The sequence below is a fragment of the Anoxybacillus sp. UARK-01 genome (assembly GCF_002075365.1).
Classification (GTDB): domain Bacteria; phylum Bacillota; class Bacilli; order Bacillales; family Anoxybacillaceae; genus Anoxybacteroides; species Anoxybacteroides rupiense.
In genome coordinates this window covers 278,076-302,490 of sequence record NZ_NASY01000042.1, presented here as the reverse complement: position 1 = coordinate 302,490, position 24,415 = coordinate 278,076, and the positions used below count along the sequence as shown (strand labels likewise).

Sequence of the window (24,415 nt, the reverse complement as noted above, 5' to 3'; positions counted from 1 at the left end):
ATTCAGTATCTAATATCTAAATATTAGATTTGGAACTACTAAACTTGTGTAGAATATAGATTTTTTTGTCCAGTTATATCCTTTGGTTATTTTTTTAAATGCAGATTTTGAAAGCTTTTTTGCTAAATAGTTAACAACTTTTTCGGCCCCCTTAGTTAATATGATATTAGAAAGAACCGGGAATAAATACCAAGTTAAAACTTGCTTTATCACATAACTGGCGGCTAAACCTGCACCAAAGCCTATACCAGTACTTATTAAAAATCCAGGAGTTAAATTAATTGTTACAGATATTTCTTGCCAACCTATATTGGCCTTAATATAACTATTAAATCCCAAATCAAGTCGTTTTGAGTAGTGACCATTCGGATCAATAGAATTAATAGGATTATTTTTCGTATACGCATACTGATTCAAGCTTTGCGGCTCATTTTCAAACCCATGGAACGTATCTCTTGTAATAAACCGCCCCATATTCGCATCATAATACCGCGCCATTAGGTAGTATAGCCCGGTTTCCTCATCGTAATAATAACCGGCATAACGGTATGGGTTCGCTGTTGCCAGCGCACCGGTTTTAGACACAATATTGCCCCATGCGTCATACTCGTATTGCGCGACGACATTTCCGCTTGCATCCGTCAATGCGACGACATCTCCATGGCCGTTCAAATGATAGTAGTAAGTCACTCCGCGTTTCGTCATCGTGACCGGGCGGCCCAATGCGTCCCACGTATATTCCGCTGCGATGTTGTTGTTGGCATCTGTTTCATACAACAAGCGAATCGAGTCGCCATCGTAGTGATAGTAAGTCGTACCGCTTGATGTTGTTTTGCTGATGCGTCTTCCTTGATGGTCATACGTATAGGTTGCGATCGTAGCGCCGGATGCGTTTTTTACTTGAATGAGACGGTTTTCGTTATCATACACAAACGTCTTGTTGCCGTTGTTCGTTAAATTCCCGTTCACGTCATATGTGTATGCCTGTCCGTTAACGGCTGTTAATTGGTCCGCAGCATCATACGTATACGTGGTCGTTGTCGTAGTCGTTCCATTGTTGACGATTTTCTTCGTCCGGTTGCCAACCGCATCGTATTCATACGTAATCGCTGTTCCATCCGCTAGTGTTTCCTTTGTCAGCTGATTCAATGCATCATACTGATACGTAATCGTGCCATCTTTTGTTTCTACAGTCGTAATATTGCCGTTGGCATCGTAATTGTAGAGGAAGTAGTTTAAAACATTTCCGTTTGCACCGAAGTTTTTCAGTGATTTTAGCTGATTGGCATCGTTATACTCATAAGCGGTATAAGTTCCATTGGCATGGATGATGGACGAAATATTTCCGCGCTCATCGTACGTAAATCTCGCTAAATTCGCGCTGTTTCTTGACAAGACGACTAACTGGTCCAATGGATTATAGCTGTATCCGATCGTATCAGTCGTTGTACCAGCCGTAATGGATGTCGATGTAACATTTCCATTATCGTCATAACCGTAGGCAATGGCGTTCGATGATCCTTTGCTGATGCGAGTCAGACGGTTGTTTTTATCGTATGTGTACGTGGTCGCATTTCCATTGGCATCCGTCACCGACGTCACGTTGCCATTGGCATCGTAATTGAACGTCCATTTTGTTGTCCCGTTGTAAGCAACGGCAACGAGTCGGTTCAGCGCGTTGTAGCTATAGGATACGCGATCCCCGGTTGCATACGTAACCCCTGTAAGATTGCCGTTTTTATCATAAGCAAAGGATGTCGTTTGATTTAACGGGTTCTTGAAACTAGAGATTTGGTTCCATTCATTATACGTATAGTTGGTTGTATAATTCTTTGCATTAGTGACCGATGTTCGATTTCCCACACCGTCGTAACCATAGGTAGTCACATTTCCGTTTGGGTCGGTGACTTTGGTTAATTGGTTATTGTTGTTATATTCGTAAGAAGTCGTTTTTCCTTTTCCATCTGTGACGCTCGTTTGGTTTCCGATAGCATCGTATGTGTAAGAAACCGTATTTCCTGCCGGATCGGTGACTTTGGTGACGTAGTTTTTCTTTGCATCATACGTGTACGACGTCAGAGAAGCTCCTACTTCTAGACGCATTGCATCAAACCATGCTGTGCCCGTTTGATTATAATAGTAATAATACACGTCAATGTAATCGAATGCCTGTTTCGGCTTCACTTCCGCGGCAACATGCTGCCAATCGGTCTTCATCTTATCGAAATCGTTGGCGTAGTCCCAGTCTGTTGTACCATTCGTATAGTGGATCGCTACTTGCAAGCTATAGTAACCGCCGTTTGGATTGGCTCCTTCCTGTTTGGACCATCCAGACAACGTAAGTTTGGTGTTGCTGTCGCCGGAAATATTGATTCGTTGTTTAATATATTTATTTTTCCCAGACTCTCCCGTGATTTTAAATGACTTGCTTCCGACATATATATTCGCAACTGTTGTATCTAGTCCATCATTTGCTGATAAGTTGCCGCTTGTTGTCCAACTGTCAGGAATTCCATCACTATTAACATCTCGCTCAAAGCTTGAATTATCTACAAGATTATAGGCGCTGACAACCGTTCCTTTCTCTAGTTGGATCCCATCGAAATAAGCAGTTCCAGAACCAGCGTTTATACCGACAGATACTCGAATCGTCCGAGTTCCCGATGGAGCATTATCCGCTACAACATGAAATCGGGTCCAGTCGTTCGTTCCTGCCAACCCATAAGAAATTTTTTGATTTAACCAGTTTCCTTGTGCATCAAAATATTCAACTTTTATAAGGGCCTGTGCAGACATGGACGATGTTTTTACATAACCGCTTGCCACATAAATTCCACCATCATACGGCTGCTTATCAGAACTAACAATTGCCCATCCAGTTGAATTGGAAATACCAATCCCTTTATTCCCAAATTTGCTTGTTGCGGTCCAACTGAATGTAGCGGTTTTCCCTGATTCTACCGCCTTTGTCCAGTTATCTGGCCAATTATCCGCATTATTATCCAATTCGAAGCTAGAGTTACTTACCAAGTTATCGGCTGATGACATTGGATACGTCGAATACTGCAAATTTCCCACATTATCGTATCGTTGCGAAACTGATTGCGTATAAGGATCAATCGCTTCGGTTTGATTATTATTTTGGTCATAATCAAAGGTGCTGACGTTGCTGTTAAAATCCTGCTCTTTGATAAGATTGTTTTGTAAATCATACGTATATTGTGCGGACTGATTTTCCGGCAATTGAACGCTAACGATATTTCCTTTTTCGTCATATTGATAAATGAACGCTGCGGTTCCGTTTGCCTTATTTTCATTTGGTTCTATCACTCGGGTTAAATTATTGTTATTATCATAATCAAATGTGGTTACAGCTTTGTTTTGAGCATCTAAAGGATTTTCTGTGATTTGAATAATATTGCCGTTAGCGTTGTACGTATAATCTATCCGTCTCCCTTCTCCATCTGTAACCGACGTAACACTATTGGTTTTGTCATAGGAATAATTGGTAATACTCGTTGCAGGCGTGCCGTTAATCGTAATAGGGCGTTCAATACTTTTTACGCGGTCCGATGTATCATAGCCAATTGTCGTCATAATATTTCGAGCATTTTTAATACTTGTTAGATTATGATCTGAATCATACGTAAAAATGGTCGCATTTCCTTGAGCATCCCTGACTTTGGTTAGGTTACCGAAAGTATCATACTCATAAGAGATGGTTCTATTTGCCGGGTCGGTGATACTTGATACATATCCATTTGTTCCATAGGAAATGGTCGTCGTTCTTGCTGATGCATCTGTAATTAAAGCTAATTTTCCGTTTGCATTATAATTCAATGTAGTTGTGTTCCCGTTTGTATCAACAATGCGAGAAAGTTTTCCATTTGCATTGAAATAAAGTTTTGTACCGTCCGTTTTTGTTACTGTATAAGTGCCGTCTCCATTCTTGATTAGATCAAGATAGACACCACCAGCAGCTTCGTATCCCCCACCCACTTTTTCACCAAAAATATGACGAGTATTATCTCCATCAACAAACGTAATGGGGCCATTGCTTGCATCCCAAATGTTCATTTCGACATTAGACATCCAACCATAACCAAACATTCCATTTGTTCCGGACTTTCGACTATTGTATGTTCTTGTAACTTCAACATCTTCACCCAGACCAGAAATAGCAAGATCCGTTGTTTGTAAAACAAAGTTTCCGTTTGCTGGATTCACCCCATCTTTAGTGGTCGTCCAGAAAGATTCTTGGCCGATTGGCTCTACCCAATAGTTAATCGTGATGCGTGGAGTATTAACACTGCTATTTACCGTATTGAATGCGCGATAGGGAGAAGTCGATTCGTTTTGTTGTTTTAACATCAATCCGTAGTTTGGCTGAATGCCATTGTACCAGTCCTTAACTAACTGAGTGATGTCCCAACTCCAGTACGCATTGGCTGTATTGTTTGTTGTTGTTGATTCTTTTGTACTTCGAACAGAAGGTTGATTATTCCAAGTAACAGAAGAAGACCAGTTACTTGTGATCCGATATAAATCAATGGACACTTGTTGACCATCAGCATTTGTTTGATATGCATTAAATGTCGCATTGGAAATCACGCTATCACTTGGAAGACTTGGAAGGTAAAATCTCACTAAAGCACGAGTCATGCCGAAATAACTGCTGTATCCTGTATTCATGTATGTGTTACTCGAGTAAATTGAGTCAGGATAATTGCTTGCAATAAAATTATCACGTAAAACATCCCAATCATTAATCGTAGGATCAATCGTTACTGGGTATGTTGTATCCGGATCCTGCAAAAAATTTTCATCCGCTATAACATCTACATAAGTTTTACCATTTTCCTGGCGCAAATGAAAAGTAACTTGGTCCGAATGCTTATTATTTGCATCAAACATATATGGCTTTTCAAAATACCATTGAGGGTTCCCTTTGGCATCCTCAAAAACGATGGTGCCATCTTTTTTAGCAACAGCAGTCAATCCTTTTAATTTAATCTCAAAAGTAAATGCATTATTGGAAGGCTTATTGTTCAGAATAATATCTTCTTTGACAGCATTTCCTTGAATACGGTATCGCACATCTGTTTGTTCAAATAATCCCTTATAAGTAATTTCATTATTTTTGACAATTCCTTGTACATTTTTATCATTAATCGGAATAAGTGAAAGTTTTTTATCGTTTTCTGCAATAGAAACAAGTTCAGCTTGATTAGAATGTTCTGCAAATGCAGCTTTAAAGACATTAGCTGTAGTTTCAAATTGGTTTGTTTTATTTGCTTTTAGATTGTTATTAATTTTTTCCATTTTTTATCAAGAGGATCTTGATAAAATTGAGGTTGTAGATATATCTCTTCTGTAAAACTTCCATCTGGATTCAAGTATCGAGTTGAGTACTTGGTTCGCTTGCTTTCTAATTCCAATTTTGTTTTTGGCCGTTTGTCAGGAAGATCACCAAGTTGAGCTTCAATCTTTTGTTTTTTCGTCATCACTCGATCTGACTTTCCAAGAGCAGCCTGAGTAAACGATGGAGCAATAGAACTAAAAATTAAGCAAAAGGAAAGACTCACAGCCATATAGCACTTATAGCGAAATCCCCGTTTCCTTGCCATCTTATTGTCTTCCTTTCATCATTTTCTAATCATCCGGATGACAATAAAATTATAGCAACGCCATATAGAAATTCAGAATAATCCAAATAATGTAATTTTACAAACATCTACTGTCACATACTTCTTTCTACCTTTAAACACCATGTAGGATGAAAATATTCATAAGAGATTCTCTTAATAGTCAAGCAACATCTAATACATAAAACACCCCCAGCCGCATTTTACGCAGCTGGGGGATTCTTAAATGATATAGTAGGGATAGCTTCCCAATACTTGCACCGTGCAGTCGAGCGCCTCAAGCTCAGCGATGGCTCCGGGGATGAGGATATCATCCATTTTTTGATCGATGTCGATAATAAAAAAATAGTTTCCTAAGCCCGTTTTCGCTGGACGCGATTCGATTTTCGTTAAATTTAGACGGCGCCAGGCAAAGGCGGACAGCACTTGGTGCAGGGCGCCGGCTTGATCTTTCGGCAATGCGATCATCAGCGTTGTTTTATCGCCCGCATACAGCGGTGATTGCAGTGGCAACGCTTCATTCTGCCGACGGACGACAATAAATCTTGTATGATTATAATCGTAGTCGTGAATATTTTCACGTACGATGGTTAAACCATATTCTTCCGCGGCCAAGCGATTGGCAATCGCCGCGATTGGAAGATGCGGATTTTGGCTGACGAATTGAGCGGCAGCGCTCGTTGACGTCATATACACATATTTTGCTTTTTTAAAATTTTGATGCAAAAATTTATGGCATTGTGCAATCGCGTGAGAATGTGAGTAAATTTCTTGTACGTCACTCCACATATGTGCATGATAGGGATGCACCATTAAATGCTGCTGAATCGGCGCGATAATTTCCCCGACAATCGGCAGCGGCTGTTCATGAATCAAATAATCCACCGTCAAATTGACCGAGCCTTCGATCGTATTTTCAAGCGGAACGACTCCTAGCTCCACTTCTTGGCTGCTGACCGCATCAATGCACTCCGGAATCGTATCATATGCGATTTTTTCGGCAGCGGGAAATAGAGTGGTTACCGCTAAATCCGTAAAAGTCGCTTTTGGTCCTAAATAGCCAATTTTCATCATTCGCCTCTCCCCTGATTCTAATAAGCGCCTGACCCGACAATTTCCACCTTTTCAACAAACTCGAGATGGCGCAATTTTGCCAATAAATTCTCGATGTCCTCATTCATATCGTTAGTGCTAATTGACATTGTCACGTTGGCACGGCCCTGCAGCGGAATCGTCTGGTGAATCGTCAGCACATTGCAGCCGGCCGCCGCAACGACACTGAGCAGCTTGGATAGCGTGCCCGAACGATCTTCAAGATGGAAAAACAATGTAACGATGCTTTCTTTCACAACAGCTTGAAATGGAAATACCGCATCGCGGTATTTGTAAAATACGCTGCGGCTCACATCAACCAGCTGGACGGCTTCCGCTATCGAGTCGACTTTTTTCCGTTCCAATAACTCCTTTGCCTGCAATACTTTTCGCATGGCTTCCGGCAGCACATCTTCCCGCACTAAATAAAATTTCTTATCTAACTTATCCAACGGACTGCATCCTCCGCTTCTTTAATCGATAAATTCGAATTCGTAATCGAGCAATTTCACAATGTCGCCATCTTTTGCCCCGCGTTCGCGCAAAGCGTCGTCCACTCCGAGTGAACGCAATTGCCGCGCAAAGCGACGCACAGATTCATCTCGTGAAAAATCAGTCATCTTAAACAGCTTTTCGATTTTCTCTCCCGATACGATAAACGTGCCATCACTGTCGCGCATAATCGTAAATGCTGGCGCCTCCTTCTCCAATGTATAAACAACGCGCTGGACGGCTGGCTCTTCCGTTTCATGAAGCGGAAATTCCGGTGTCGTTTCTAAAAGATCGGCAATGGCAAATAATAAGTCGCGCAATCCTTGCCGAGTAATCGCGGAAATTGGAAAAATCGGCACCTCTTCTGGCAGCTTTTCTTTAAAAGCTTGCAAGTTTTCTTCGGCATTCGGCATGTCCATTTTATTGGCGACAATGATTTGCGGCCGTTCGGTCAACCGCAAATTATATTGCTTGAGCTCTTCATTAATAATAACATAATCCTCATACGGATCGCGGCCCTCTATCGCTGCCATATCAATGACATGAACAATAACACGGGTTCGCTCAATATGGCGCAAAAACTGGTGGCCAAGTCCGACTCCTTGATGGGCCCCCTCAATCAGCCCCGGTAGATCGGCCATCACAAAACTGCGGCCGTCATCTGTTTCAACTACCCCTAAATTCGGAACGAGGGTCGTAAAATGATAATCGGCAATTTTCGGTTTGGCAGCCGAGACGACTGAAAGCAAAGTGGATTTTCCGACGCTCGGAAATCCTACGAGTCCCACATCAGCGAGCAGCTTCAGCTCAAGAATCACATCGCGCTCTTCTCCCGGCTCGCCATTTTCCGCAATTTCTGGCGCCGGATTAGCAGGAGTGGCAAAGCGCATATTCCCGCGCCCGCCGCGCCCGCCTTTCGCGACGACAAAACGTTGGCCATGTTCTGTTAAATCAGCAAGCGCTTGCTTCGTTTCCGCCTCCATCACAACCGTTCCCGGCGGCACTTTGACCACTAAATCCTCCGCATTTTTTCCGTGCTGTCCCTTCGACATCCCGTTTTCGCCTTTGGCTGCTTTAAAATGGCGCTGATAACGGAAATCCATAAGCGTACGGAGCCCTTCGTCTACCACAAATACAACATCGCCGCCTTTGCCGCCGTCTCCTCCGGCCGGTCCGCCTTTTGGTACATATTTCTCGCGGCGAAATGCAACCATTCCATTTCCTCCGTCGCCGCCTTTCACATAAATCTTTACTTGATCGACAAACATGCTGCTTTCCTCCGATCTATCCTTGATGCTTACGTGCAATTTTAATCGCTACGGTCATTTCATCTTTATGTATAGAAAATTGCTCTAAACATAGGGAAGCTCCGCGTTCATGAGTGTTGAGCCATTCCATAAACGCGTTCTCATCGCTTATTGTGCCACTGTAGTCAAAAAACAACCGCACTTCCGCGTCGAATGCTTCAATCGAAATCTCTAAATGGCTTTCACGATTCATATCTGCTTGCTGTTCCATCACCTGTAAAAACGCTCGACACCACTCGGTAAGCTCGCTGTCATGTGCCGATAAATCACAGCCGTCCCCGAGCACTTCATACGATATGGAAATTTTCTTCGCTTCCCAATTATAAGTCATTAATAGTTCTGCAAACTGCTTCGCCCCTAAATTTGTGAGTTTCGTCTCATGCTGCATGTCCCGAACGATTTCTTCAATAATCTCATGGACTCTCTCTATTTTATTCAATGCCAAATTCCCTTTAATCAATTGGATTTTATTCAGCCAATCATGCCGGGAATGGCGTAACGCATCTAATATGCTCCATTTTTCCTTCATTGGTGGCGCTCCTACCCATTTATTTTTAGTTAAATTATACCAAATAGCAAATAAAACAGCTAGTGGCGAAATAAAAAGCAGAGGCCTATCTGCCAGGAGATTTTTTAACGGCAATAAACCCGCCAGGCATAACCTTTATCGCTTTGGACGGGCTGTTTCAAACCGGGGCAAAAAGAAAACCCTAACCAAAAGCGGTTAGAGTTTTCAAACCTTGTTTGTTATGCTTCTTGTGTTACTGGGTATACGCTCACTTTTTTGCGATCACGGCCCAAACGCTCGAAACGAACGATGCCGTCTACTTTCGCATAAAGTGTATCGTCGCCACCGCGGCCAACATTCAAGCCTGGATAAATTTTTGTACCGCGTTGACGGTAAAGGATCGAACCGCCTGTTACGAATTGGCCGTCCGCACGCTTCGCGCCAAGACGCTTCGCGATGGAGTCACGACCGTTTTTCGTTGAACCTACTCCTTTTTTCGATGCGAAAAATTGAAGGTCAAGTCTTAGCATGAGTTTCACCTCCTATGTTTATCGACAACCCGGATATACTTTCCGTAATCTCTTTCAATCGTTTGTAATGAAACGAGCATCGCTTCAAGGAGAAGCTGTACGTTCGCAGCAACGCGAACATCCTCAATATCAGGAAGCTCGCAGCGAAGATATCCGCCTTTGTCTCCTTGAGTAATATGCGGCTTGATCTTCGTCAACGCTTCAATCGCGTTGATCGCTCCGATGGAAACCGCCGATGCCCCAGCACAAACGATATCTTGTCCACGCTTTGCGAAATGAGCGTGGCCGCTCATCGTAAAGCTCTTAATGTTCCCTTCGTCTGTGCGTTCAATTTCTACGTGTATCATCGTCGACGCCTTACGCGTTAATTTTTTCGATCACTACTTTTGTGTAAGGTTGACGGTGGCCTTGTTTACGACGATAGTTCTTTTTCGGTTTGTACTTAAACACGATGATTTTCTTTTGGCGGCCATGCTTTTGAACTTTAGCTGTTACCGTTGCGCCTTCTACTGTAGGATTGCCAACCTTTACAGTTTCACCGCCTACAAGCAACACTTTGTCAAAAGTAACCGTTTCGCCTTCCGCTACATCAAGCTTTTCGATGTAGATTTCTTGGCCTTCTTGAACTTTAATTTGTTTACCGCCAGTTTCAATAATTGCGTACATTGTTGCACCTCCTAACATAGACTCAGACTCGCCAGCACGAGGCGTTTCGCCAATGCGAACACTTCCAACCTGCGCTGAGCGGTTGTAGCATGGGTGCCTTTCAAAACGACTTTTGCACCAAATCTTGCCGCTTTTGATGCGCGCAAAATTTTCTACAACATGAGAATAGTACCACAAGAAAATGACGAATGTCAATATATAAAAGCGGTCCAAAAACCGTACAGCGTCTCGCGACATCTATAAGTAGTATTCGTCAGCAACAGCCACTTTTCTTTTGGATCCAAAAGAAAAGCGGCTGTCTTCGCATTTAGACATAGAGCAGGTTGCCAATCGCTTCATTTGTTTGCCGCTCGGCAAAAAAAGCGTGCAGCACTTCGCTTTCATCAAGAATGATTTGCTCTTTCTTATTTTTCACCACAATAATGGAATGCTTCTGACAGCGGTAAAATCTTTGCAGCACTTTTTGCACCGGCTCCGTTTCCTCTACTTTAATCGGCTGCCATTTCTGATAATCGCCTTTTTTTCCATAATAGCGCTCCAATAAAAAACGCATCAGCACATAACGCCGCTGCTTCCATTCCTTCCAAAGCGAAATGAAAAGAAAAAGCGCGATTACCCATAGATCAAGTTGGGACGGTGCAATGAAAAAAATGCCTGCGATCCATAAAAAAAGAGCGATCAATGAACCAATCACCATCTGCTTATGTGCCTTTTCAAAGGGGAAGCAACGGGTTAAAGCGAGAAACAGCAGCTTCCCGCCATCAAGCGGCCAGATAGGCAGTAAATTAACAGCACAGATTGTCACATTGTAGCGAGCCCATAGCTGCCAAGTATCATCTGATATCATCCCTGCTTCCCATAACACAAAGCCAGACCCTAACAGCCAGATATGTTGCGCCGGACCAGCCAATGTTACAAGCAGCTCCTCGCGAAACGGCCGATTCCCGTGCTCTTCAACCTCAGCAACGCCTCCGAAAGGGAGCAATAAAATTTGTTTAATGCGCCAAGAAAAAAAAAGCGCCGTGACAGCGTGTCCAAGCTCATGAATCAATACAATACAAAATAAAAGAAGCAATTGTTGAAAATGCGCGGTAATAACGGCGATTCCTCCCATCAGCCACAGCAGCGGATGGATGTGTATTTTCATAAGCAAAGCTAGATACTTATTCAAAGGGAACCACCTGAATCGGGTCAATAAATTGATCCCCTTGCTTAATCGCAAAATAAAAAACCCCTTTTGCTTGATTCCCATCCTTCATCGCCGTTCCGACTTCTTTGCCTGCTTCAATGAAATCATATAGCTTGACCGTAATACTCCCTAAATTTCCGTACCAAGATTCACTTCCATCCGCATGCTGGACGATAACCGTTTTGCCAAATTTATCTTTATTGCCGACAAATATTACGATTCCGTCATCCATTGCTTCTACAGGAGTGTTGACATTTGTTTCAACCATAATTCCTTGTCCATTTTTTTCGAAATTTTCGAGAACGCGCCCCGAAGCAGGAATCGCATAAGATTTCTCGCTTTTTTTCACCGTTTCTGTCTTTTTCTCGGGAAATAAAGCAAACGGCTCGCCAAATTTCTCCTCATACCACTTCGATACCGCCGCGAATTGAAATTCATTCTCCATTGTCTGCTTCACGACCGCGCGCACAGGCTCAAACGCTGCGGAAGGGTTTTTAAAGGCAATCGCTGATATGAGCACAAGACAAGCAGCGACAAATGTTTTTAATAAAAACACTTCCTTTTTAAATAACGGATGATGCGGCTCATCTGTCGGATAGCGGTCATATGTAATGACAGGTTGCCCATATCGCTCCTCATCCGATAAATCTACAAGCGGCTGATAAGAACGGTCATACTGAAGCGAACGCTGCCGCTTTCGTTTTTCGATTCGCTTCTGAATCTCTTTTGCACGCTTATTCATCCGGTTATCACCATTCCCCCACATGATCGTTTGTAACTAATGTATGAGACAACCTATGGGGTTATGCTTAAAAAAGCTAGTTTAAAAGCTGAATGATTCAGCTTTCAAACTAGCTTTCCCTTTAACGAACACCAAAAAAACGCTTGATTCGTGTAAACATGCTTTTTTGTTCTGATTCGAGCGATTGCAGCGGCACAGATTCGCCAAGAATTCTGCGCGCAATATTTCGATAGGCGATCGAGGCCTTGCTGGTTGGATCAAGAACAATCGGTTCCCCATTGTTGGACGCTTTGATGACGTTTTCATCATCGGCGATAATGCCGAGCAAATCGATGGATAGGTGCATCACAATTTCATCAATATCCAGCATATCGCCGCTTTTGACCATATGGCCGCGAATGCGGTTGATGACAAGCCGCGGCGACTTCACATGCTCTTCTTTTTCCAGCAATCCGATGATGCGGTCGGCATCGCGAACGGATGATACTTCTGGAGTTGTCACCACAATCGCTTCATCTGCTCCGGCCACCGCATTTTTAAATCCCTGCTCAATACCAGCCGGACAATCGATCAGCACATAATCATAATCTTGCTTAAGCTCTTCCACAAGCTGCTTCATCTGCTCCGGCGCCACTGCTGTTTTATCGCTTGTTTGTGCCGCAGGTAACAAATACAGCTTATCGTCAAACCGCTTATCCTTTACAAGCGCTTTTTGCACCGTGCAGCGCCCTTCTACAACATCCACTAAATCATAGATAATCCGGTTTTCAAGACCCATGACAACATCAAGATTGCGCAGTCCGATATCCGTATCAACAAGGCAGACACGTTTTCCTAATAGCGCAAGGGCCGTTCCCAAGTTAGCGGTTGTCGTTGTTTTCCCAACGCCGCCTTTTCCTGATGTAATGACGATAGCTTCTCCCACTGCTAAAATCTCCTTTCTAACCGTGTTAAAGTCGGTCGAAGATGCATAAGTAGCTGTAAGCGATCGACAACAATTTGGTCATTGTCGTCAATGTAGGCACATTCCATTTCATTTTGTTCGTCGACTTTATAATCCGGAGCGCGATTCATCACATCGCTAATGCGCAGCTGCATCGGCTTCATCACAGACGCCGCAATCACAGCCTCCTTATTGCCGTAGCATCCCGCATGCGCAATGCCTCTTAACGCTCCAAGAATAAAAATATTGCCTCCAGCAATAACCGTTCCCCCTGGATTGACATCGCCTATTAGCAGTAAATCGCCATGCACATGAAGCACTTGCCCGGAACGGACGATTTTGGCAACAGAAACGATTTCTGTTTTCTGCTTCCATTCAATCGCTTCTTCCTTCGTCATGACATTGCTGTCAATCGAAGCAACGACTAAATTCTTTTTCGCCCGGATAAGCGCGCGCAATTCTTCCTCCTGCTCCGGCGTTAAATAGCGGTTTCCAAGCTTAAGATGAACAGAAACGAGCGGTCCGTCAAAATCCTTATTCTCATTGATCATTAGCTTTTCATCCAACTCCGCAATTAAATCATCATAGGAGCACATATCATCGAGATGCAACGTCAGCCCATCTTTCGTTCCCTTCATCGTGACATATGGTTGTTTTTGCCTATTCACAACGTTCACCTCAACGAATAATTCTACAACCCCCGCCTATTTTCCTTTTCATTCTTCCCGCTCGTCACGTCCAAATTTCAGCAGCCATTGCTTTAGCGGATAAGAAAAAAGAAAAAGAAAAATGACATTGATCAGCAACGTTGGCAAAAGGCGGTGTGAATTAAATTGGTCAATCGGCATATCGGTTTTTCCAATTAGCAGTTGAATACCATAAACATAAAATTCCAGCATCATAATGGCCAGCATACTGAGAAAACAAGTAACGGCTAGATGATTATGAAAGATTTTCATAGCTTTTTCCATCACATAGGCCATTAAAGTAAACGCGAACGCGTACACTCCAAGAATTTCTGTATAAACAACATCATACAGCAGTCCGAAGATAAAACCATAAATCATTCCATAAGTTCGCGTGACATACACGGTAATCAATAAAATAAAAACAAACAGAAAACGGGGAGCAAATAAATAATCTTGATACCATTCATTTTTCGGCCATAAATCGACTAAAATGCTTTCGCTCATAAAAATCACAATGGCGAGAAAAGGAAGAAACAGCTTTTTCACTTTGCTTCCTCCTCTTCTTGCGCAGCGTCTATTTTTCGTTTGACGACAATGACATCGTCAATATCATAAAAGTTTGCAGCCGGTTTGACATACACCATTTTGGTTAAACCGTATTGGTCCGGCACGACCTCTTCCACTTCGCCGATCGGGAGACCTTCTGGAAAAATGCCGCCAAGCCCTGATGTCATGACCAATTGCTTTTTCTCAATTTTCGCATCAAATGGCACTTGTTTTAAAAGCAAGGACTTGCGTTTTTCATCATAGCCTTCAATCAAGCCGAACACACTTTCATTCTTCGTTTGGACGTAAGCGGAAATAAAGTTTTTCCGATCAATAGAGCTTAAAAGTTGAACGGTAGCTGTAAATTGTGCAGCATGCTGGACTTTTCCGATCAATCCTCCAGGCGTAATGACAGCCATATCCTTTTTCACGCCTTGCTGCTCGCCCTTATTGATAATAATTGTTTCCTGCCAGCGCTCAGGATTCCGCCCGATAACGGTCGCGTGAATGGCAACAAAATCACGCAAGCTTTCTTTTTTCTTTAAGATCGCACGAAGCTCCTCGTTTTCCTTCTTTAAAGTTTGAACTTCTGCTTCCAGCATCACATATTCTTCAAGCCGCTCTTTGAGTATCTTGTTTTCCTTGTATGTATTCTTGATGTCTTGAACATTCTCAAAGAAGCCCGCAACGAGCTGTGCGGGCTTATGGAACAAAAGCTGGACAAAACCGGTTGTATCTTTTACGAATTGCTCAGACCATGTCAACTCTTTCCGGTCTTTCAAGGAAAAACCAATCAATGCCACGAGAAAAATAATGCTGACAAGCAATAAAATCAGTCGTTTGTTTAAAAAGAATTGTGGCATGATTTACACCTCTTGCAATTAGCGATGGCTTTTCGCTTTGTTTTTAAATAGATGAATATGGTCTAACGCTTTTCCTGTTCCGATCGCAACACAATCAAGCGGATTTTCCGCTACAATCACAGGCATCTCCGTTTCCTTGCTGATGACTTTATCAAGATTGCGCAGCAAGGCTCCGCCCCCTGTCAGCACAATTCCGCGGTCCATAATATCAGCAGCCAGCTCCGGCGGCGTTTTCTCCAATGTATTTTTCACCGAATCCACAATGGCATAGACCGTGTCGCGTAGCGCTTCCGCAATTTCTTCCGCGCTGATTTCAATCGTTTTTGGCAATCCTGTTAGCAAATCACGCCCACGGATTTCCATCGTGCCAATTCCTTCTGGGGTTCCGGCGGACCCTATTTCGACTTTAATCGCTTCCGCCGTCCGCTCCCCGATCATGAGATTGTATGTTTTGCGGATATATTGGATAATCGACTCATCCATCTCGTCTCCAGCAATTCGGATCGATTGGCTCGTAACGATCCCGCCGAGAGAAATGACCGCAACCTCTGTTGTACCGCCGCCAATGTCGACGACCATGCTTCCAGTCGGCTCCCATACCGGCAAGTTGGCGCCGATCGCTGCGGCAAATGGCTCTTCAATAGTATACGCATCACGTGCCCCAGCTTGACGCGTGGCATCAATCACCGCCCGCTCCTCAACAGCTGTGATGCCGTAGGGCACACATACCATCACATAAGGTTTTCCAGCCAAAAATCCTTTATTTTTGGTTGCTTGGTTAATGTAGTATTTCATCATAATCGCGGTCGTTTCATAATCAGCGATGACTCCGTCCTTCATTGGACGCAAAGCGACAACGTTGCCCGGAGTCCGGCCGATCATGTTTTTCGCTTCATTTCCGACTGCCACAATTTGTTTTGTGTCCTTTTGCAATGCAACGACTGACGGTTCTCTGACAACAATGCCTTTTCCTTTCACATATACAAGAGTATTGGCTGTTCCTAAGTCGATTCCAAGATCTCTTGTTCCTAATCCAAACATAATTTGTATCTTCCTTTCTGAAACGAAATGCTAATTTTTATACTCATTTTTCGATTTTATTCGTCATTCCAAATTTGTACAGCATGGCGAGGAAAAACTCATAACTGTTATTATAACTCATTCGACAAAAAAAGAGAACTACTTACATATATCCTTTTTCTTTCAAACTGATGAACTTTTGATCGCCAATGATTAAGTGGTCTAAAAGTTCGATTCCCATGATTCGGCCGCATTCGACAAGGCGTTTTGTCACTTCCACATCTTCGCGGCTCGGAGTTGGGTCTCCTGAAGGATGATTATGGGCGCAAATAATAGAAGCGGCAGATCGTTTGATCGCTTCTTTAAACACTTCGCGGGGATGGACAATAGAGGCATTCAAACTGCCGATAAACACGGTTTTTCGATGGATCACTTGGTTTTTGGTATTTAAGTAAATGGCGACAAAATGCTCTTGTGATAAAAAGCGCAGATCATCCATGAGGTATTTTGCCCCATCTTCCGGCGAACGAATCACATATCGTTCATCGTAGCTGAGCCGTCCTATCCGGCGGCCCAATTCAATGGCGGCTAAAATTTGCACCGCCTTTGCTTTGCCGATTCCTTTAATGTTGGTGATTTCTTCAATTGTTGCCTCTTTCAGCAGACGCAGCCCTTCAAAACGATGGAGCAGCCGTTGGGCAAGCTCAAGCACCGATTCAGACTTTGTTCCGGTACGCAATAAGAGCGCCAGCAGCTCCTGATTAGACAGGCTTTCCGGGCCGTTAAATAGAAGGCGTTCGCGCGGACGCGCCTCCTTTGGAACGTCACGAATCATCAGCGTCATTGCTTTTTACTCACCATTCCTTTCTTCTTGTTTCCAGTCAAGCTTTTTCAGCTCACGAATCGTTCGGGAAAGCGGAAGTCCCACAACAGAAAAATAATCTCCTACGATCTGTTTCACAAACAAAGCTCCCTTCCCTTGAATGCCGTATGCACCTGCTTTATCCATCGGCTCTCCTGTTTCGATGTACTCCCAAATTTCTTCTTTTGTCATATCCCAAAACGTGACGGCTGTGCGCTCAGCAAAAACCGTTTCTTTTTCTGGTGAAAGAATCGCTACTCCTGTAAACACTTCATGAGTTTGCCCAGATAGCCTATTCAGCATCTCAAATGCTTCTTGCTTTGTTTTTGGCTTGCCCAGCGCCTGTCCTTCATGTACGACAATCGTATCTGCACCGATGACATAGGCATCTGGATGCTTTCGCTGCACTTCTTTCGCTTTTTGATAAGCAAGCGATTGAACCATTTCTTCTGGTGTTTGGTTGGCTTGGATGTGCTCATCGATTTCGCTAGCGAGGATATCAAAATGGAGGCCCGCCATATTCAGCAGTTGTTTGCGCCGAGGAGAACTTGAGGCAAGTATCAGCTTCATCTACCATCCCATCCTTTTTCTTCGTTTCAAATCGGAAGATACACCTGTATCGTACCAAAATTCACAATTCGACACAATTTTTTTATTTAAAAAGATGGGGGAGCTTCCATCGATCATTAACGCAGCCTAAAAGACGCCTGGAAAATCGGCGGCCAAAGCGGTCTGGCGACATTTGTCGCCTATTCGTATGAAAAGTCGGAAGCCAGGCAAGTCTTTGTTTTATTTTATTCGCTCATAGAACAGTGACTGCCAATCATGGCAGAACTATTTTCAAGCAAAAAAAGCGGAGAGGCTGACCCGTCCGCTTTTCTGTCATTTTAATAGATCCAGCAATTGCTGCTGCGTCTTCCATAACAAAGCATCATCCTTTTTCTCGCGATAGGCGATTAACGACAAATACGCATTCTCGATCGACTTCCATACTTGATCACTGGAGGCATCTGAAGCTTGCAGCTGTTTATATTTTTTTTGCAATGATTCCCACTGTCCATCACTCGCTTCTTTTTTCTCTAGCAATTGCACAGATAACGTCGCCAGCTCTTGATAAAATGATTGCCATGAGGAGTGTTTCACTTGCTGAACAGACATCGACTTGATATACGTATCGGCTCCCTTTTGCTTGTACAGGTCATTCAGAAGGCTAAGTGACGGCTTGTCTTTTCCCACACCAATGAATACGGATGTCGGATTTTTTCCAATTAAAACAGCTGGGAGATTAGAAGATTGCAGCTTTTGAGCATAGGCCTTTGCCACTTTTTCGTCACTAAACACCCCTGCCTGAATGACGCTCACGGTCAATGAGGCTGACGATGTTGACGTCGGTTCCGTTGAAGAAGGGGCTGTCTTTTCTTGAGGTTGTGTTTGCTCTAGCGAAATAGCCGAGCCATTATCGTCCACCGAAGCGGTTTCTTTTGGTTTAGGAATGGCATAAAGAACGACCAAGCCAAAGCTTGTCCCGACGATGACAGCTAATAAAATCGCCAAAATGGCTGATTTGGCGCGCCCATGAGTGAAGCGTCCCCATGCCGCCCGTTTCGGTTTGCTGTTTTCGCCGGCGAAAGAGATAATCGGAGAAATGGAGAATTCCTCCTTCGTTGCACTGACCTCCGCTTCCGGCAATGGGAGGCTTGTCGATTTTTCCATCATAAATGACTGCTCTTTTCCATTGATCTTGACTTTTATTTCTTTGTCGTGCTTGTCCATGATTCTATCATCCCCGTTTCTTCCATTCTTTGCCCATCTTATCATACTGGAAACAAAAAAGAACAAGACATTTGTCGTCTTGTTCTCGAAGGTTTTCGCCAAATTTCGTTCTATCGAATATCGGTAATGAGCGAGACAGACAGCTCCTTCACCGGTATTTCCTCTTGCGTATCGCTGTAAGAGCAAAGCTGCTTTGTTTCCCCCTTTAAACAAACCGCGTACTGAAGATGGCCATCCGCGCTTTTTCGGACGAGCACATAGGAAGGATTATCGTCTGTTGACAGCACGCGGCCGGTAAACGGATCGCGAACCGGCTCAAGCACACCGTCTGCGACAAGTTGCTTATACGTCAGCATTTCAGAAGTTTCAGGCGCTAAAAATTCGACATTTCCTGCGCTGACACGAAGACGGGCGGCTTCATAAAGAGCAAACGCGTTCGAAACGAACGCCTGCTGCCGCGATTTCTCAATGATATGAAACATGACAATGACGGCAATGGACGCAATGATTCCTAAAATCACGATCACTGCCAGCAATTCTATTAACGTCATTCCCCGATTTGCCCGCAGCAGGCGCAAATGCTTATCGTTCCTCATCGCCATCATCCGGCAGCAGTTCAGTCAATGGATTCCGCTTTCCGCTTGGGGAAGGAACGTCAAGCGGCGGTGTTTGTTTTTGCAGTTTCGCTAATCCAGGATGGTAAAAAGCGCTGATCGTCAATGAGTAGGTTAACGGCTCGGTCTGTGTGTCAATCGATGTCAGCTCTGGATTTCCCGAAAAAGATAGCGTTTCAACAGAAACGATGCGGTCAAGCTTCTCAAGCGTTTGTAAAAACCTTTCCAAATGATAGTAAGACGGGGATTGCACCGTAAGCTGAGCCGTTACTTTTTTTAATCCTTGCGGCAAAGAAGGGGCAGCAGAATCCGTTTTCTGAGCTGCCGATTGCTCCTTTGTACGGGCCTGTGTTCCATTTTCTTGCCCCTGTGCGCTATCGGCTGGTGGCTGCCCATTGACATCCGCTTCTTCATTAAAAGACATGCCGGAAATCAAACTGTCCGAGAGAACCTCCGCTTTTTCTAAATCAAGGATCAGCTGCTCCACGAGCGGTTTGACGGGCACTTTTTTTTGCAGTTCAACCACGCTGGCTGTCCGGTCCGTCTGTTGCTGCTCCGCTTGCGTCTGCATCGTAGCGAGCAGCTTCTTTTCATTTTCAACCGTCGTTCTTAACTCCTCGAGGCGGCTGTAAAGCGGCTTCAGCGTGTAAAAATAAAGCAGGACGACAGATGTGCCGACAAGCACCAGTGCCAAAAGCGAAACTAGCAGCTGGCGCTTCGAAAAACGGACGATCATGGTTGATTCTCCTTTTCGTCTTTTAGAGCCTCTTTATTGATTCGCAGCTCATATTGCGCAAGATAGCGAGGCGCGATTTTCTTTCCTTCGGCTGCATCCGCAGCCTCCTCTGGACTGCTGTCTGCCGATCCATTGTCTCCTTGATTGGCGGCCGCAACGCTTTTGAGTTGCACGTTTGCGACAAACGGCGCATCCGACAAACGCTTTAAATAATAAGCCGCATCTTCACTCGTATCGAACTGCACAGTGATCGATACGGTTGTGTCCTCCGCATAGGAGAAATTCATGAGAAACCCGCGCTCCGGCAAAAGCTTGGCCATATTTTGCAAAAGAAGGACCGTTTTCAATGGATATTGCTTTGCCCACTCCACCGTCTTTTGCAATTCTTCCACCTCTTGCACCGGTTCTGCATCAGCAAGCTTTTGCTGCTCGGCCGCTTCAAGAGCGCGCGTTTGCTTTAATTCCTGCGTAAGCTGATTCATTTCCGACTCCGCTTTTTGCACGGACCAATAAAAAAACGCGCCTGCCGCCGCGAGCACCGCAAGCAGCAATATAGCCACAATCAGAAATACGGCATTTTTCGGTTCTTTCTTTGGCAATAAATTAACGTCGATGAGCATAGTTCGTTCCCTCTTTTAATCCAAGTCCCCACGCCAAATGATAGCGCGAGTCAACGGCTGCCGCGAGCGATGGCGACAGCTGCTCGACAGGAACATCAAAACGTTCCTGCATCGACTGATAAATTTGCGGTAAATAACGATGATCCCCTGTCAATAGCAGCCGGTTAATTTGTTCCTTTCCTTGCTGAATCGAAAAGTGATAAAAGCTCATAACACGTTCAATTTCTTTATATACGTCCTCAAACGGCTGAAACATTTCCTCTATATGCACTGGAGAAGCGGACGCAGCTTCCTCAAGCGGCTCAAATAGCAGCTGGCGCATAAAAATCGGAATATGGCGGTGAAAGGCGCTAACATTCACGGCGGTTTCATCCATTTGCACGATGAGCAAATGATCGTTCTCCTCCACCTGATCCGCCGCATAAAACAAGCGGTAAACACACAGCGGCGAAACATCCGCCGCAATCGGCCGAAGCTTGACCTTTTCTAAAAGCCGGGCATAATGGGCCACAAGCTCCTCAGGGGCGGCAAACAATAAAATGGTCCACTTTTCATCCGTATGCTCTAAAATCGTGAAGTCAAACACCGGATCCTCAAACGGCAAATGAATCGTCGTTCCAAGCTCCATAAATAAATAGCCACGAATTTCATCCTCCTGCAAATCATGCGGCAGAAAAATGCGCCGAATGACGGCAACGGCATCGGGGACAACAAAGCGGATGCGGCGGTTTTTCAGCTTCCATTCCTGCACGCATTCTTCCAAAATCATTTCAAGTGTTTCCTCATCTTGTATTTTTCCGTCCTGAATCAGCCCGCTTGGAAGCTCGCGTTCGCCCCATTTATGAATGGAAAACGGATCGGAAGGCTTGGCTTCCACGTAGCGGATCACATGATCCTTGATGATCATATTCGCGATTTTATGGCGCCATTTTAAAAGCTTTAACATATCCATGCTGTTCCCCTCATCACTTAAAAGAAAATCAATTGCTTATACCATTCCACGATTTCGTGTCCAAAAAAATAAACCGTCAACGTTCCGAGCGCAATATAAGGGCCAAATGGCATCGGCTGGCCGCGGCGGACTTTGCCGAGCGCCATTCCAATCAAACCGAATACCGTCCCATAAAGCGTTGAGATGAAAAACGCCAAAAGCACCATTTTCCATCCGACAACAAAGCCGATCAAAGCAAATAGCTTAATATCGCCGCCGCCCATCCCGCCACGGCTGGCAACGGCTACAAACAGCAGAACAACAAAGCCGGTGAACGCGCCAACCAGCGAATCCCACCACGGCGAAAGCGGGAGCAGGGCGCGCTCGATAAGAAAAAGAACGGCAAACACCAGTAAAATGCGATCAGGAATCATCATATAGCGAAGATCGGAAACGACGATAATCATAAACAGAGAAATGAGCGTCCAGCTCACCAATAATTCGGCCGACCATCCTAAAACAAGCGGTGAAAGCGTAAAAAGACAAGCGGTCAGCCATTCCATCAGCGGATAAAGCGGCGAAATGCGCGCGCCGCAGCCGCGGCATCTTCCCGCCTGCACAAGATAAGAAACGACCGGAATCAGCTCCCAAGCCGTCAGCGTGCGCTGGCAGCTCGGACAATGCGAACGGGGCTTCACAATCGATTCCCCCACCGGCACGCGAAGACCGACGACGTTAAAGAAAGAGCCGAGGAGTAAGGAAATGAAAACTAAAAACAATAACATCATTTTTACATCACACTAAATTTTTTATTGATTTTGCTGTTATTGTGTTGTGTTTCTTACTTCGCTACGTTTTAAGTTGTCCTCAGCAACAGCTTCTCCATCAGGTGTTTGTACTCCACGTTTACTATTAACTAATTTTACAGAATAACTTAATTTGTTATTGGAATTATGAATAAGTACATACGAATATGAAGACTTTGGATCATTCGATTGATTCTTTTGTATTTGAACTGCACCAGTACCAGTTGGTCCTTTTATATAGTCACTGCCACTATCAGGGCTTTTAACAGTTTCTAAATATCCTTCATCTTCTAAATATTTTAGAGTAGCGAGTGAATATTTTCCGTCCTCAGGAATCAAATCTTTATCCGATGTTACCGCAATTTTTGCCGCATTAATCATTTGCTGGGCATTGGATACATGGGCATCTTTTTTCGAGTTATCAATGAGGCCTCCAATCGCCGGAATCGCAATCGCTGCGATAATTCCTAAAATGACGATGACCGCCAGCAATTCGATAAGCGTTAACCCGCGCTCGTTTTTTAACCACCGCTTTAACATATTTACCTCTCCCTTTCTTTCAATGTATAAGTCTTTCTATCTACTATTTTACAGGATTTATAAGTTCAATGGAAACAAATTCTTATGTTTATTGCTGGATATGATTAAAAATATCATACATTGGGACGATAATGGAGGTGACAATCGTTCCAACGATACCCGCCAAAAGAACGATCATCAGCGGCTCAATCAGCGATTTGAGACGGTCGGTCCCGACATCGACCTCTGCTTCGTAAAAATCAGCGACTTTGCTGAGCATGGCATCAAGAGCCCCTGTTTGTTCGCCGATCGCAATCATTTGAGTAACCAGCGGCGGAAACGCCCAATGATTTTTCATCGGTTCCGTCAGCGATTGCCCGCGCTCCAACGCATCGCGCGCTTCTTTGACCACCTTCGCAATGACCTCGTTTTCAATCACCTTTTCCACGATCGACAGCGCCTGCAAAATGGGCACAGAGCTTGAAAACAGCGAGCTGAGCGTGCGCGTCATCCGCGCCAGCGCCGCCTTTTGCATGAGCTTCCCGAAAATCGGCAGCCGAAGCAGCGTATAATCGATATAATATTTGCTTGTTTTTCGCTTGTTTAGCGCGGAAAAAAGCACATATACTCCGACAAGCGCAAGCGCGACAAGCCACCAATACACTTGCATAACCTCGCTCGCTTTGAGCACAAATTTGGTGATCGCCGGCAGCTCGGCATGAAAATCGGCAAACATTTGCACAAATGTCGGCACAACGCCGATCAGCAAAAAAATGACAACCGCTAGGGCGATGATGGCGACCGCAATCGGATAGGCTAAAGCCGATATCATTTTTTGCCGCGTCCGATGCATTTTTTCGAAATGATCGGCAAGCCGTTCCAGGGTCTCGTCCATATTTCCGCCCGCTTCGCCCGCTCTCATCATATTGACAAACATCGGCGGAAACACGCGCGGATACTTGGCCGTTGCCGCTGATAACGGGTTGCCGGCGCGCAGCTCTTCCTCCACATCAAGGAGCGCTTTTTTTAATAATTTGCTGTCTGTTTGGTTCGCCAAAATGTTCGTGGAATCGACGACCGACACCCCTGCTTTGAGCAGGGTGGCAAATTGCCGCAAGTAAAGGGAAAAATCCTGCAGCTTCACTTTTTGGCCAAAGGTGATTTCCTTTGTCCAAAGCGTCGCCGGCACCTCTTGAATTTCAACGACCTTCACGCCCTTTTGCCGAAGCTTCATCACAGCCTCTCGCTTCGACGGGCTCGCAATGGTTCCACTTTGCCGCTTCCCTTTGATATCGCGGCCTTGATATTGAAATTGCGGCATG

The 24,415-nt window shown here is 44.5% G+C and carries 26 protein-coding genes and 1 other annotated feature; all 26 genes read right to left on the bottom strand.

Annotated features, from left to right (window positions below):
* Positions 1 to 9 precede the first annotated feature (9 nt).
* Positions 10 to 5,322 carry a DNRLRE domain-containing protein gene (locus B6A27_RS11120; protein ID WP_236631836.1) on the bottom strand — a complete coding sequence of 1,771 codons (5,313 nt, stop codon included), beginning with the start codon at positions 5,320 to 5,322 and terminating at the stop codon, positions 10 to 12.
* Entirely contained in the window at positions 5,298 to 5,627 is a 330-nt protein-coding gene (locus B6A27_RS19095) for a hypothetical protein (protein ID WP_236631835.1), read from the bottom strand. Before B6A27_RS19095 ends, B6A27_RS11120 begins: the two co-directional genes overlap by 25 nt.
* Before the next feature lie 240 nt (positions 5,628 to 5,867).
* Positions 5,868 to 6,716, bottom strand: coding sequence for a prephenate dehydratase (gene pheA, locus B6A27_RS11115; RefSeq protein WP_044742996.1), 849 nt, complete (start codon positions 6,714 to 6,716; stop codon positions 5,868 to 5,870).
* A gap of 20 nt (positions 6,717 to 6,736) precedes the next feature.
* Positions 6,737 to 7,132 carry an ACT domain-containing protein gene (locus B6A27_RS11110; RefSeq protein ID WP_044742997.1) on the bottom strand — a complete coding sequence of 132 codons (396 nt, stop codon included), beginning with the start codon at positions 7,130 to 7,132 and terminating at the stop codon, positions 6,737 to 6,739.
* Between the two features lie 78 nt (positions 7,133 to 7,210).
* Positions 7,211 to 8,497, bottom strand: coding sequence for a GTPase ObgE (obgE, locus tag B6A27_RS11105; protein WP_080862142.1), 1,287 nt, complete (start codon positions 8,495 to 8,497; stop codon positions 7,211 to 7,213).
* A 16-nt stretch (positions 8,498 to 8,513) separates the two neighbouring features.
* Positions 8,514 to 9,065 carry a sporulation initiation phosphotransferase B gene (locus B6A27_RS11100; protein WP_044742902.1) on the bottom strand — a complete coding sequence of 184 codons (552 nt, stop codon included), beginning with the start codon at positions 9,063 to 9,065 and terminating at the stop codon, positions 8,514 to 8,516.
* Between the two features lie 218 nt (positions 9,066 to 9,283).
* Positions 9,284 to 9,574 carry a 50S ribosomal protein L27 gene (gene rpmA, locus B6A27_RS11095; protein ID WP_044742903.1) on the bottom strand — a complete coding sequence of 97 codons (291 nt, stop codon included), beginning with the start codon at positions 9,572 to 9,574 and terminating at the stop codon, positions 9,284 to 9,286.
* Positions 9,575 to 9,579: 5 nt separating this feature from the next.
* Positions 9,580 to 9,921 carry a ribosomal-processing cysteine protease Prp gene (locus B6A27_RS11090; protein WP_044742904.1) on the bottom strand — a complete coding sequence of 114 codons (342 nt, stop codon included), beginning with the start codon at positions 9,919 to 9,921 and terminating at the stop codon, positions 9,580 to 9,582.
* A 10-nt stretch (positions 9,922 to 9,931) separates the two neighbouring features.
* A complete protein-coding gene (rplU, locus tag B6A27_RS11085; RefSeq protein WP_027409453.1) occupies positions 9,932 to 10,240 on the bottom strand; it encodes a 50S ribosomal protein L21 in 309 nt (102 codons plus the stop codon).
* A 14-nt stretch (positions 10,241 to 10,254) separates the two neighbouring features.
* Positions 10,255 to 10,334 (bottom strand) — a sequence feature (ribosomal protein L21 leader region).
* Between the two features lie 213 nt (positions 10,335 to 10,547).
* Complete coding sequence (locus tag B6A27_RS11080; protein ID WP_080862141.1) at positions 10,548 to 11,411, bottom strand: M50 family metallopeptidase; 864 nt, start codon at positions 11,409 to 11,411, stop codon at positions 10,548 to 10,550.
* Positions 11,404 to 12,171 (bottom strand): M23 family metallopeptidase, encoded by a 768-nt coding sequence (locus B6A27_RS11075; protein ID WP_080862140.1) that lies wholly within the window; start codon positions 12,169 to 12,171, stop codon positions 11,404 to 11,406. Before B6A27_RS11075 ends, B6A27_RS11080 begins: the two co-directional genes overlap by 8 nt.
* Before the next feature lie 121 nt (positions 12,172 to 12,292).
* Positions 12,293 to 13,096, bottom strand: coding sequence for a septum site-determining protein MinD (minD, locus tag B6A27_RS11070; RefSeq protein WP_044742907.1), 804 nt, complete (start codon positions 13,094 to 13,096; stop codon positions 12,293 to 12,295).
* 2 nt (positions 13,097 to 13,098) lie between these two features.
* Complete coding sequence (gene minC / locus B6A27_RS11065) at positions 13,099 to 13,752, bottom strand: septum site-determining protein MinC (RefSeq protein ID WP_221212047.1); 654 nt, start codon at positions 13,750 to 13,752, stop codon at positions 13,099 to 13,101.
* A gap of 78 nt (positions 13,753 to 13,830) precedes the next feature.
* Positions 13,831 to 14,349: a rod shape-determining protein MreD gene (gene mreD / locus B6A27_RS11060; RefSeq protein WP_044742909.1), complete on the bottom strand. Its 519-nt coding sequence runs from the start codon at positions 14,347 to 14,349 to the stop codon at positions 13,831 to 13,833.
* Entirely contained in the window at positions 14,346 to 15,212 is an 867-nt protein-coding gene (mreC, locus tag B6A27_RS11055) for a rod shape-determining protein MreC (protein WP_080862139.1), read from the bottom strand. Before mreC ends, mreD begins: the two co-directional genes overlap by 4 nt.
* 18 nt (positions 15,213 to 15,230) lie before the next feature.
* Entirely contained in the window at positions 15,231 to 16,253 is a 1,023-nt protein-coding gene (locus B6A27_RS11050; RefSeq protein ID WP_044742911.1) for a rod shape-determining protein, read from the bottom strand.
* A 142-nt stretch (positions 16,254 to 16,395) separates the two neighbouring features.
* Positions 16,396 to 17,076, bottom strand: coding sequence for a RadC family protein (gene radC, locus B6A27_RS11045; protein ID WP_066146189.1), 681 nt, complete (start codon positions 17,074 to 17,076; stop codon positions 16,396 to 16,398).
* 6 nt (positions 17,077 to 17,082) lie between these two features.
* A complete protein-coding gene (locus B6A27_RS11040) occupies positions 17,083 to 17,664 on the bottom strand; it encodes a Maf family protein (protein ID WP_080862138.1) in 582 nt (193 codons plus the stop codon).
* 312 nt (positions 17,665 to 17,976) lie between these two features.
* A complete protein-coding gene (locus tag B6A27_RS11035; RefSeq protein WP_080862137.1) occupies positions 17,977 to 18,867 on the bottom strand; it encodes a hypothetical protein in 891 nt (296 codons plus the stop codon).
* A 110-nt stretch (positions 18,868 to 18,977) separates the two neighbouring features.
* Entirely contained in the window at positions 18,978 to 19,463 is a 486-nt protein-coding gene (locus tag B6A27_RS11030) for a type II secretion system protein (protein ID WP_236631834.1), read from the bottom strand.
* Entirely contained in the window at positions 19,450 to 20,217 is a 768-nt protein-coding gene (gene gspM / locus B6A27_RS11025; RefSeq protein WP_080862136.1) for a type II secretion system protein GspM, read from the bottom strand. Before gspM ends, B6A27_RS11030 begins: the two co-directional genes overlap by 14 nt.
* Positions 20,214 to 20,837, bottom strand: coding sequence for a PilN domain-containing protein (locus B6A27_RS11020; RefSeq protein WP_080862135.1), 624 nt, complete (start codon positions 20,835 to 20,837; stop codon positions 20,214 to 20,216). Before B6A27_RS11020 ends, gspM begins: the two co-directional genes overlap by 4 nt.
* Complete coding sequence (gene pilM, locus B6A27_RS11015) at positions 20,821 to 21,789, bottom strand: type IV pilus biogenesis protein PilM (protein ID WP_080862134.1); 969 nt, start codon at positions 21,787 to 21,789, stop codon at positions 20,821 to 20,823. Before pilM ends, B6A27_RS11020 begins: the two co-directional genes overlap by 17 nt.
* 17 nt (positions 21,790 to 21,806) lie before the next feature.
* Entirely contained in the window at positions 21,807 to 22,556 is a 750-nt protein-coding gene (locus tag B6A27_RS11010) for a prepilin peptidase (RefSeq protein WP_369824167.1), read from the bottom strand.
* A gap of 36 nt (positions 22,557 to 22,592) precedes the next feature.
* A complete protein-coding gene (locus tag B6A27_RS11005) occupies positions 22,593 to 23,114 on the bottom strand; it encodes a prepilin-type N-terminal cleavage/methylation domain-containing protein (protein ID WP_080862133.1) in 522 nt (173 codons plus the stop codon).
* Positions 23,115 to 23,202: 88 nt separating this feature from the next.
* Entirely contained in the window at positions 23,203 to 24,414 is a 1,212-nt protein-coding gene (locus B6A27_RS11000) for a type II secretion system F family protein (protein WP_080862132.1), read from the bottom strand.
* Position 24,415: the final 1 nt, after the last annotated feature.

What these genes read in the sequence shown, in the direction of transcription:
- rpmA (WP_044742903.1), bottom strand. Translation starts at nt 9,574, where the DNA reads ATGCTAAGACTTGACCTTCAATTTTTCGCATCGAAAAAAGGAGTAGGT.
- gspM (WP_080862136.1), bottom strand. Translation starts at nt 20,217, where the DNA reads ATGATCGTCCGTTTTTCGAAGCGCCAGCTGCTAGTTTCGCTTTTGGCA.
- radC (WP_066146189.1), bottom strand. Translation starts at nt 17,076, where the DNA reads ATGACGCTGATGATTCGTGACGTTCCAAAGGAGGCGCGTCCGCGCGAA.
- mreC (WP_080862139.1), bottom strand. Translation starts at nt 15,212, where the DNA reads ATGCCACAATTCTTTTTAAACAAACGACTGATTTTATTGCTTGTCAGC.
- B6A27_RS11110 (WP_044742997.1), bottom strand. Translation starts at nt 7,132, where the DNA reads ATGCGAAAAGTATTGCAGGCAAAGGAGTTATTGGAACGGAAAAAAGTC.
- B6A27_RS11075 (WP_080862140.1), bottom strand. Translation starts at nt 12,171, where the DNA reads ATGAATAAGCGTGCAAAAGAGATTCAGAAGCGAATCGAAAAACGAAAG.
- B6A27_RS11050 (WP_044742911.1), bottom strand. Translation starts at nt 16,253, where the DNA reads ATGTTTGGATTAGGAACAAGAGATCTTGGAATCGACTTAGGAACAGCC.
- obgE (WP_080862142.1), bottom strand. Translation starts at nt 8,497, where the DNA reads ATGTTTGTCGATCAAGTAAAGATTTATGTGAAAGGCGGCGACGGAGGA.
- B6A27_RS11100 (WP_044742902.1), bottom strand. Translation starts at nt 9,065, where the DNA reads ATGAAGGAAAAATGGAGCATATTAGATGCGTTACGCCATTCCCGGCAT.
- B6A27_RS11005 (WP_080862133.1), bottom strand. Translation starts at nt 23,114, where the DNA reads ATGTTAAAGCGGTGGTTAAAAAACGAGCGCGGGTTAACGCTTATCGAA.
- B6A27_RS11035 (WP_080862137.1), bottom strand. Translation starts at nt 18,867, where the DNA reads ATGGACAAGCACGACAAAGAAATAAAAGTCAAGATCAATGGAAAAGAG.
- B6A27_RS19095 (WP_236631835.1), bottom strand. Translation starts at nt 5,627, where the DNA reads ATGGCAAGGAAACGGGGATTTCGCTATAAGTGCTATATGGCTGTGAGT.
- B6A27_RS11000 (WP_080862132.1), bottom strand. Translation starts at nt 24,414, where the DNA reads ATGCCGCAATTTCAATATCAAGGCCGCGATATCAAAGGGAAGCGGCAA.
- B6A27_RS11040 (WP_080862138.1), bottom strand. Translation starts at nt 17,664, where the DNA reads ATGAAGCTGATACTTGCCTCAAGTTCTCCTCGGCGCAAACAACTGCTG.
- B6A27_RS11030 (WP_236631834.1), bottom strand. Translation starts at nt 19,463, where the DNA reads ATGAGGAACGATAAGCATTTGCGCCTGCTGCGGGCAAATCGGGGAATG.
- B6A27_RS11090 (WP_044742904.1), bottom strand. Translation starts at nt 9,921, where the DNA reads ATGATACACGTAGAAATTGAACGCACAGACGAAGGGAACATTAAGAGC.
- rplU (WP_027409453.1), bottom strand. Translation starts at nt 10,240, where the DNA reads ATGTACGCAATTATTGAAACTGGCGGTAAACAAATTAAAGTTCAAGAA.
- pheA (WP_044742996.1), bottom strand. Translation starts at nt 6,716, where the DNA reads ATGAAAATTGGCTATTTAGGACCAAAAGCGACTTTTACGGATTTAGCG.
- pilM (WP_080862134.1), bottom strand. Translation starts at nt 21,789, where the DNA reads ATGGATATGTTAAAGCTTTTAAAATGGCGCCATAAAATCGCGAATATG.
- B6A27_RS11020 (WP_080862135.1), bottom strand. Translation starts at nt 20,837, where the DNA reads ATGCTCATCGACGTTAATTTATTGCCAAAGAAAGAACCGAAAAATGCC.
- B6A27_RS11120 (WP_236631836.1), bottom strand. Translation starts at nt 5,322, where the DNA reads ATGGAAAAAATTAATAACAATCTAAAAGCAAATAAAACAAACCAATTT.
- minC (WP_221212047.1), bottom strand. Translation starts at nt 13,752, where the DNA reads ATGAAGGGAACGAAAGATGGGCTGACGTTGCATCTCGATGATATGTGC.
- B6A27_RS11010 (WP_369824167.1), bottom strand. Translation starts at nt 22,556, where the DNA reads ATGATGTTATTGTTTTTAGTTTTCATTTCCTTACTCCTCGGCTCTTTC.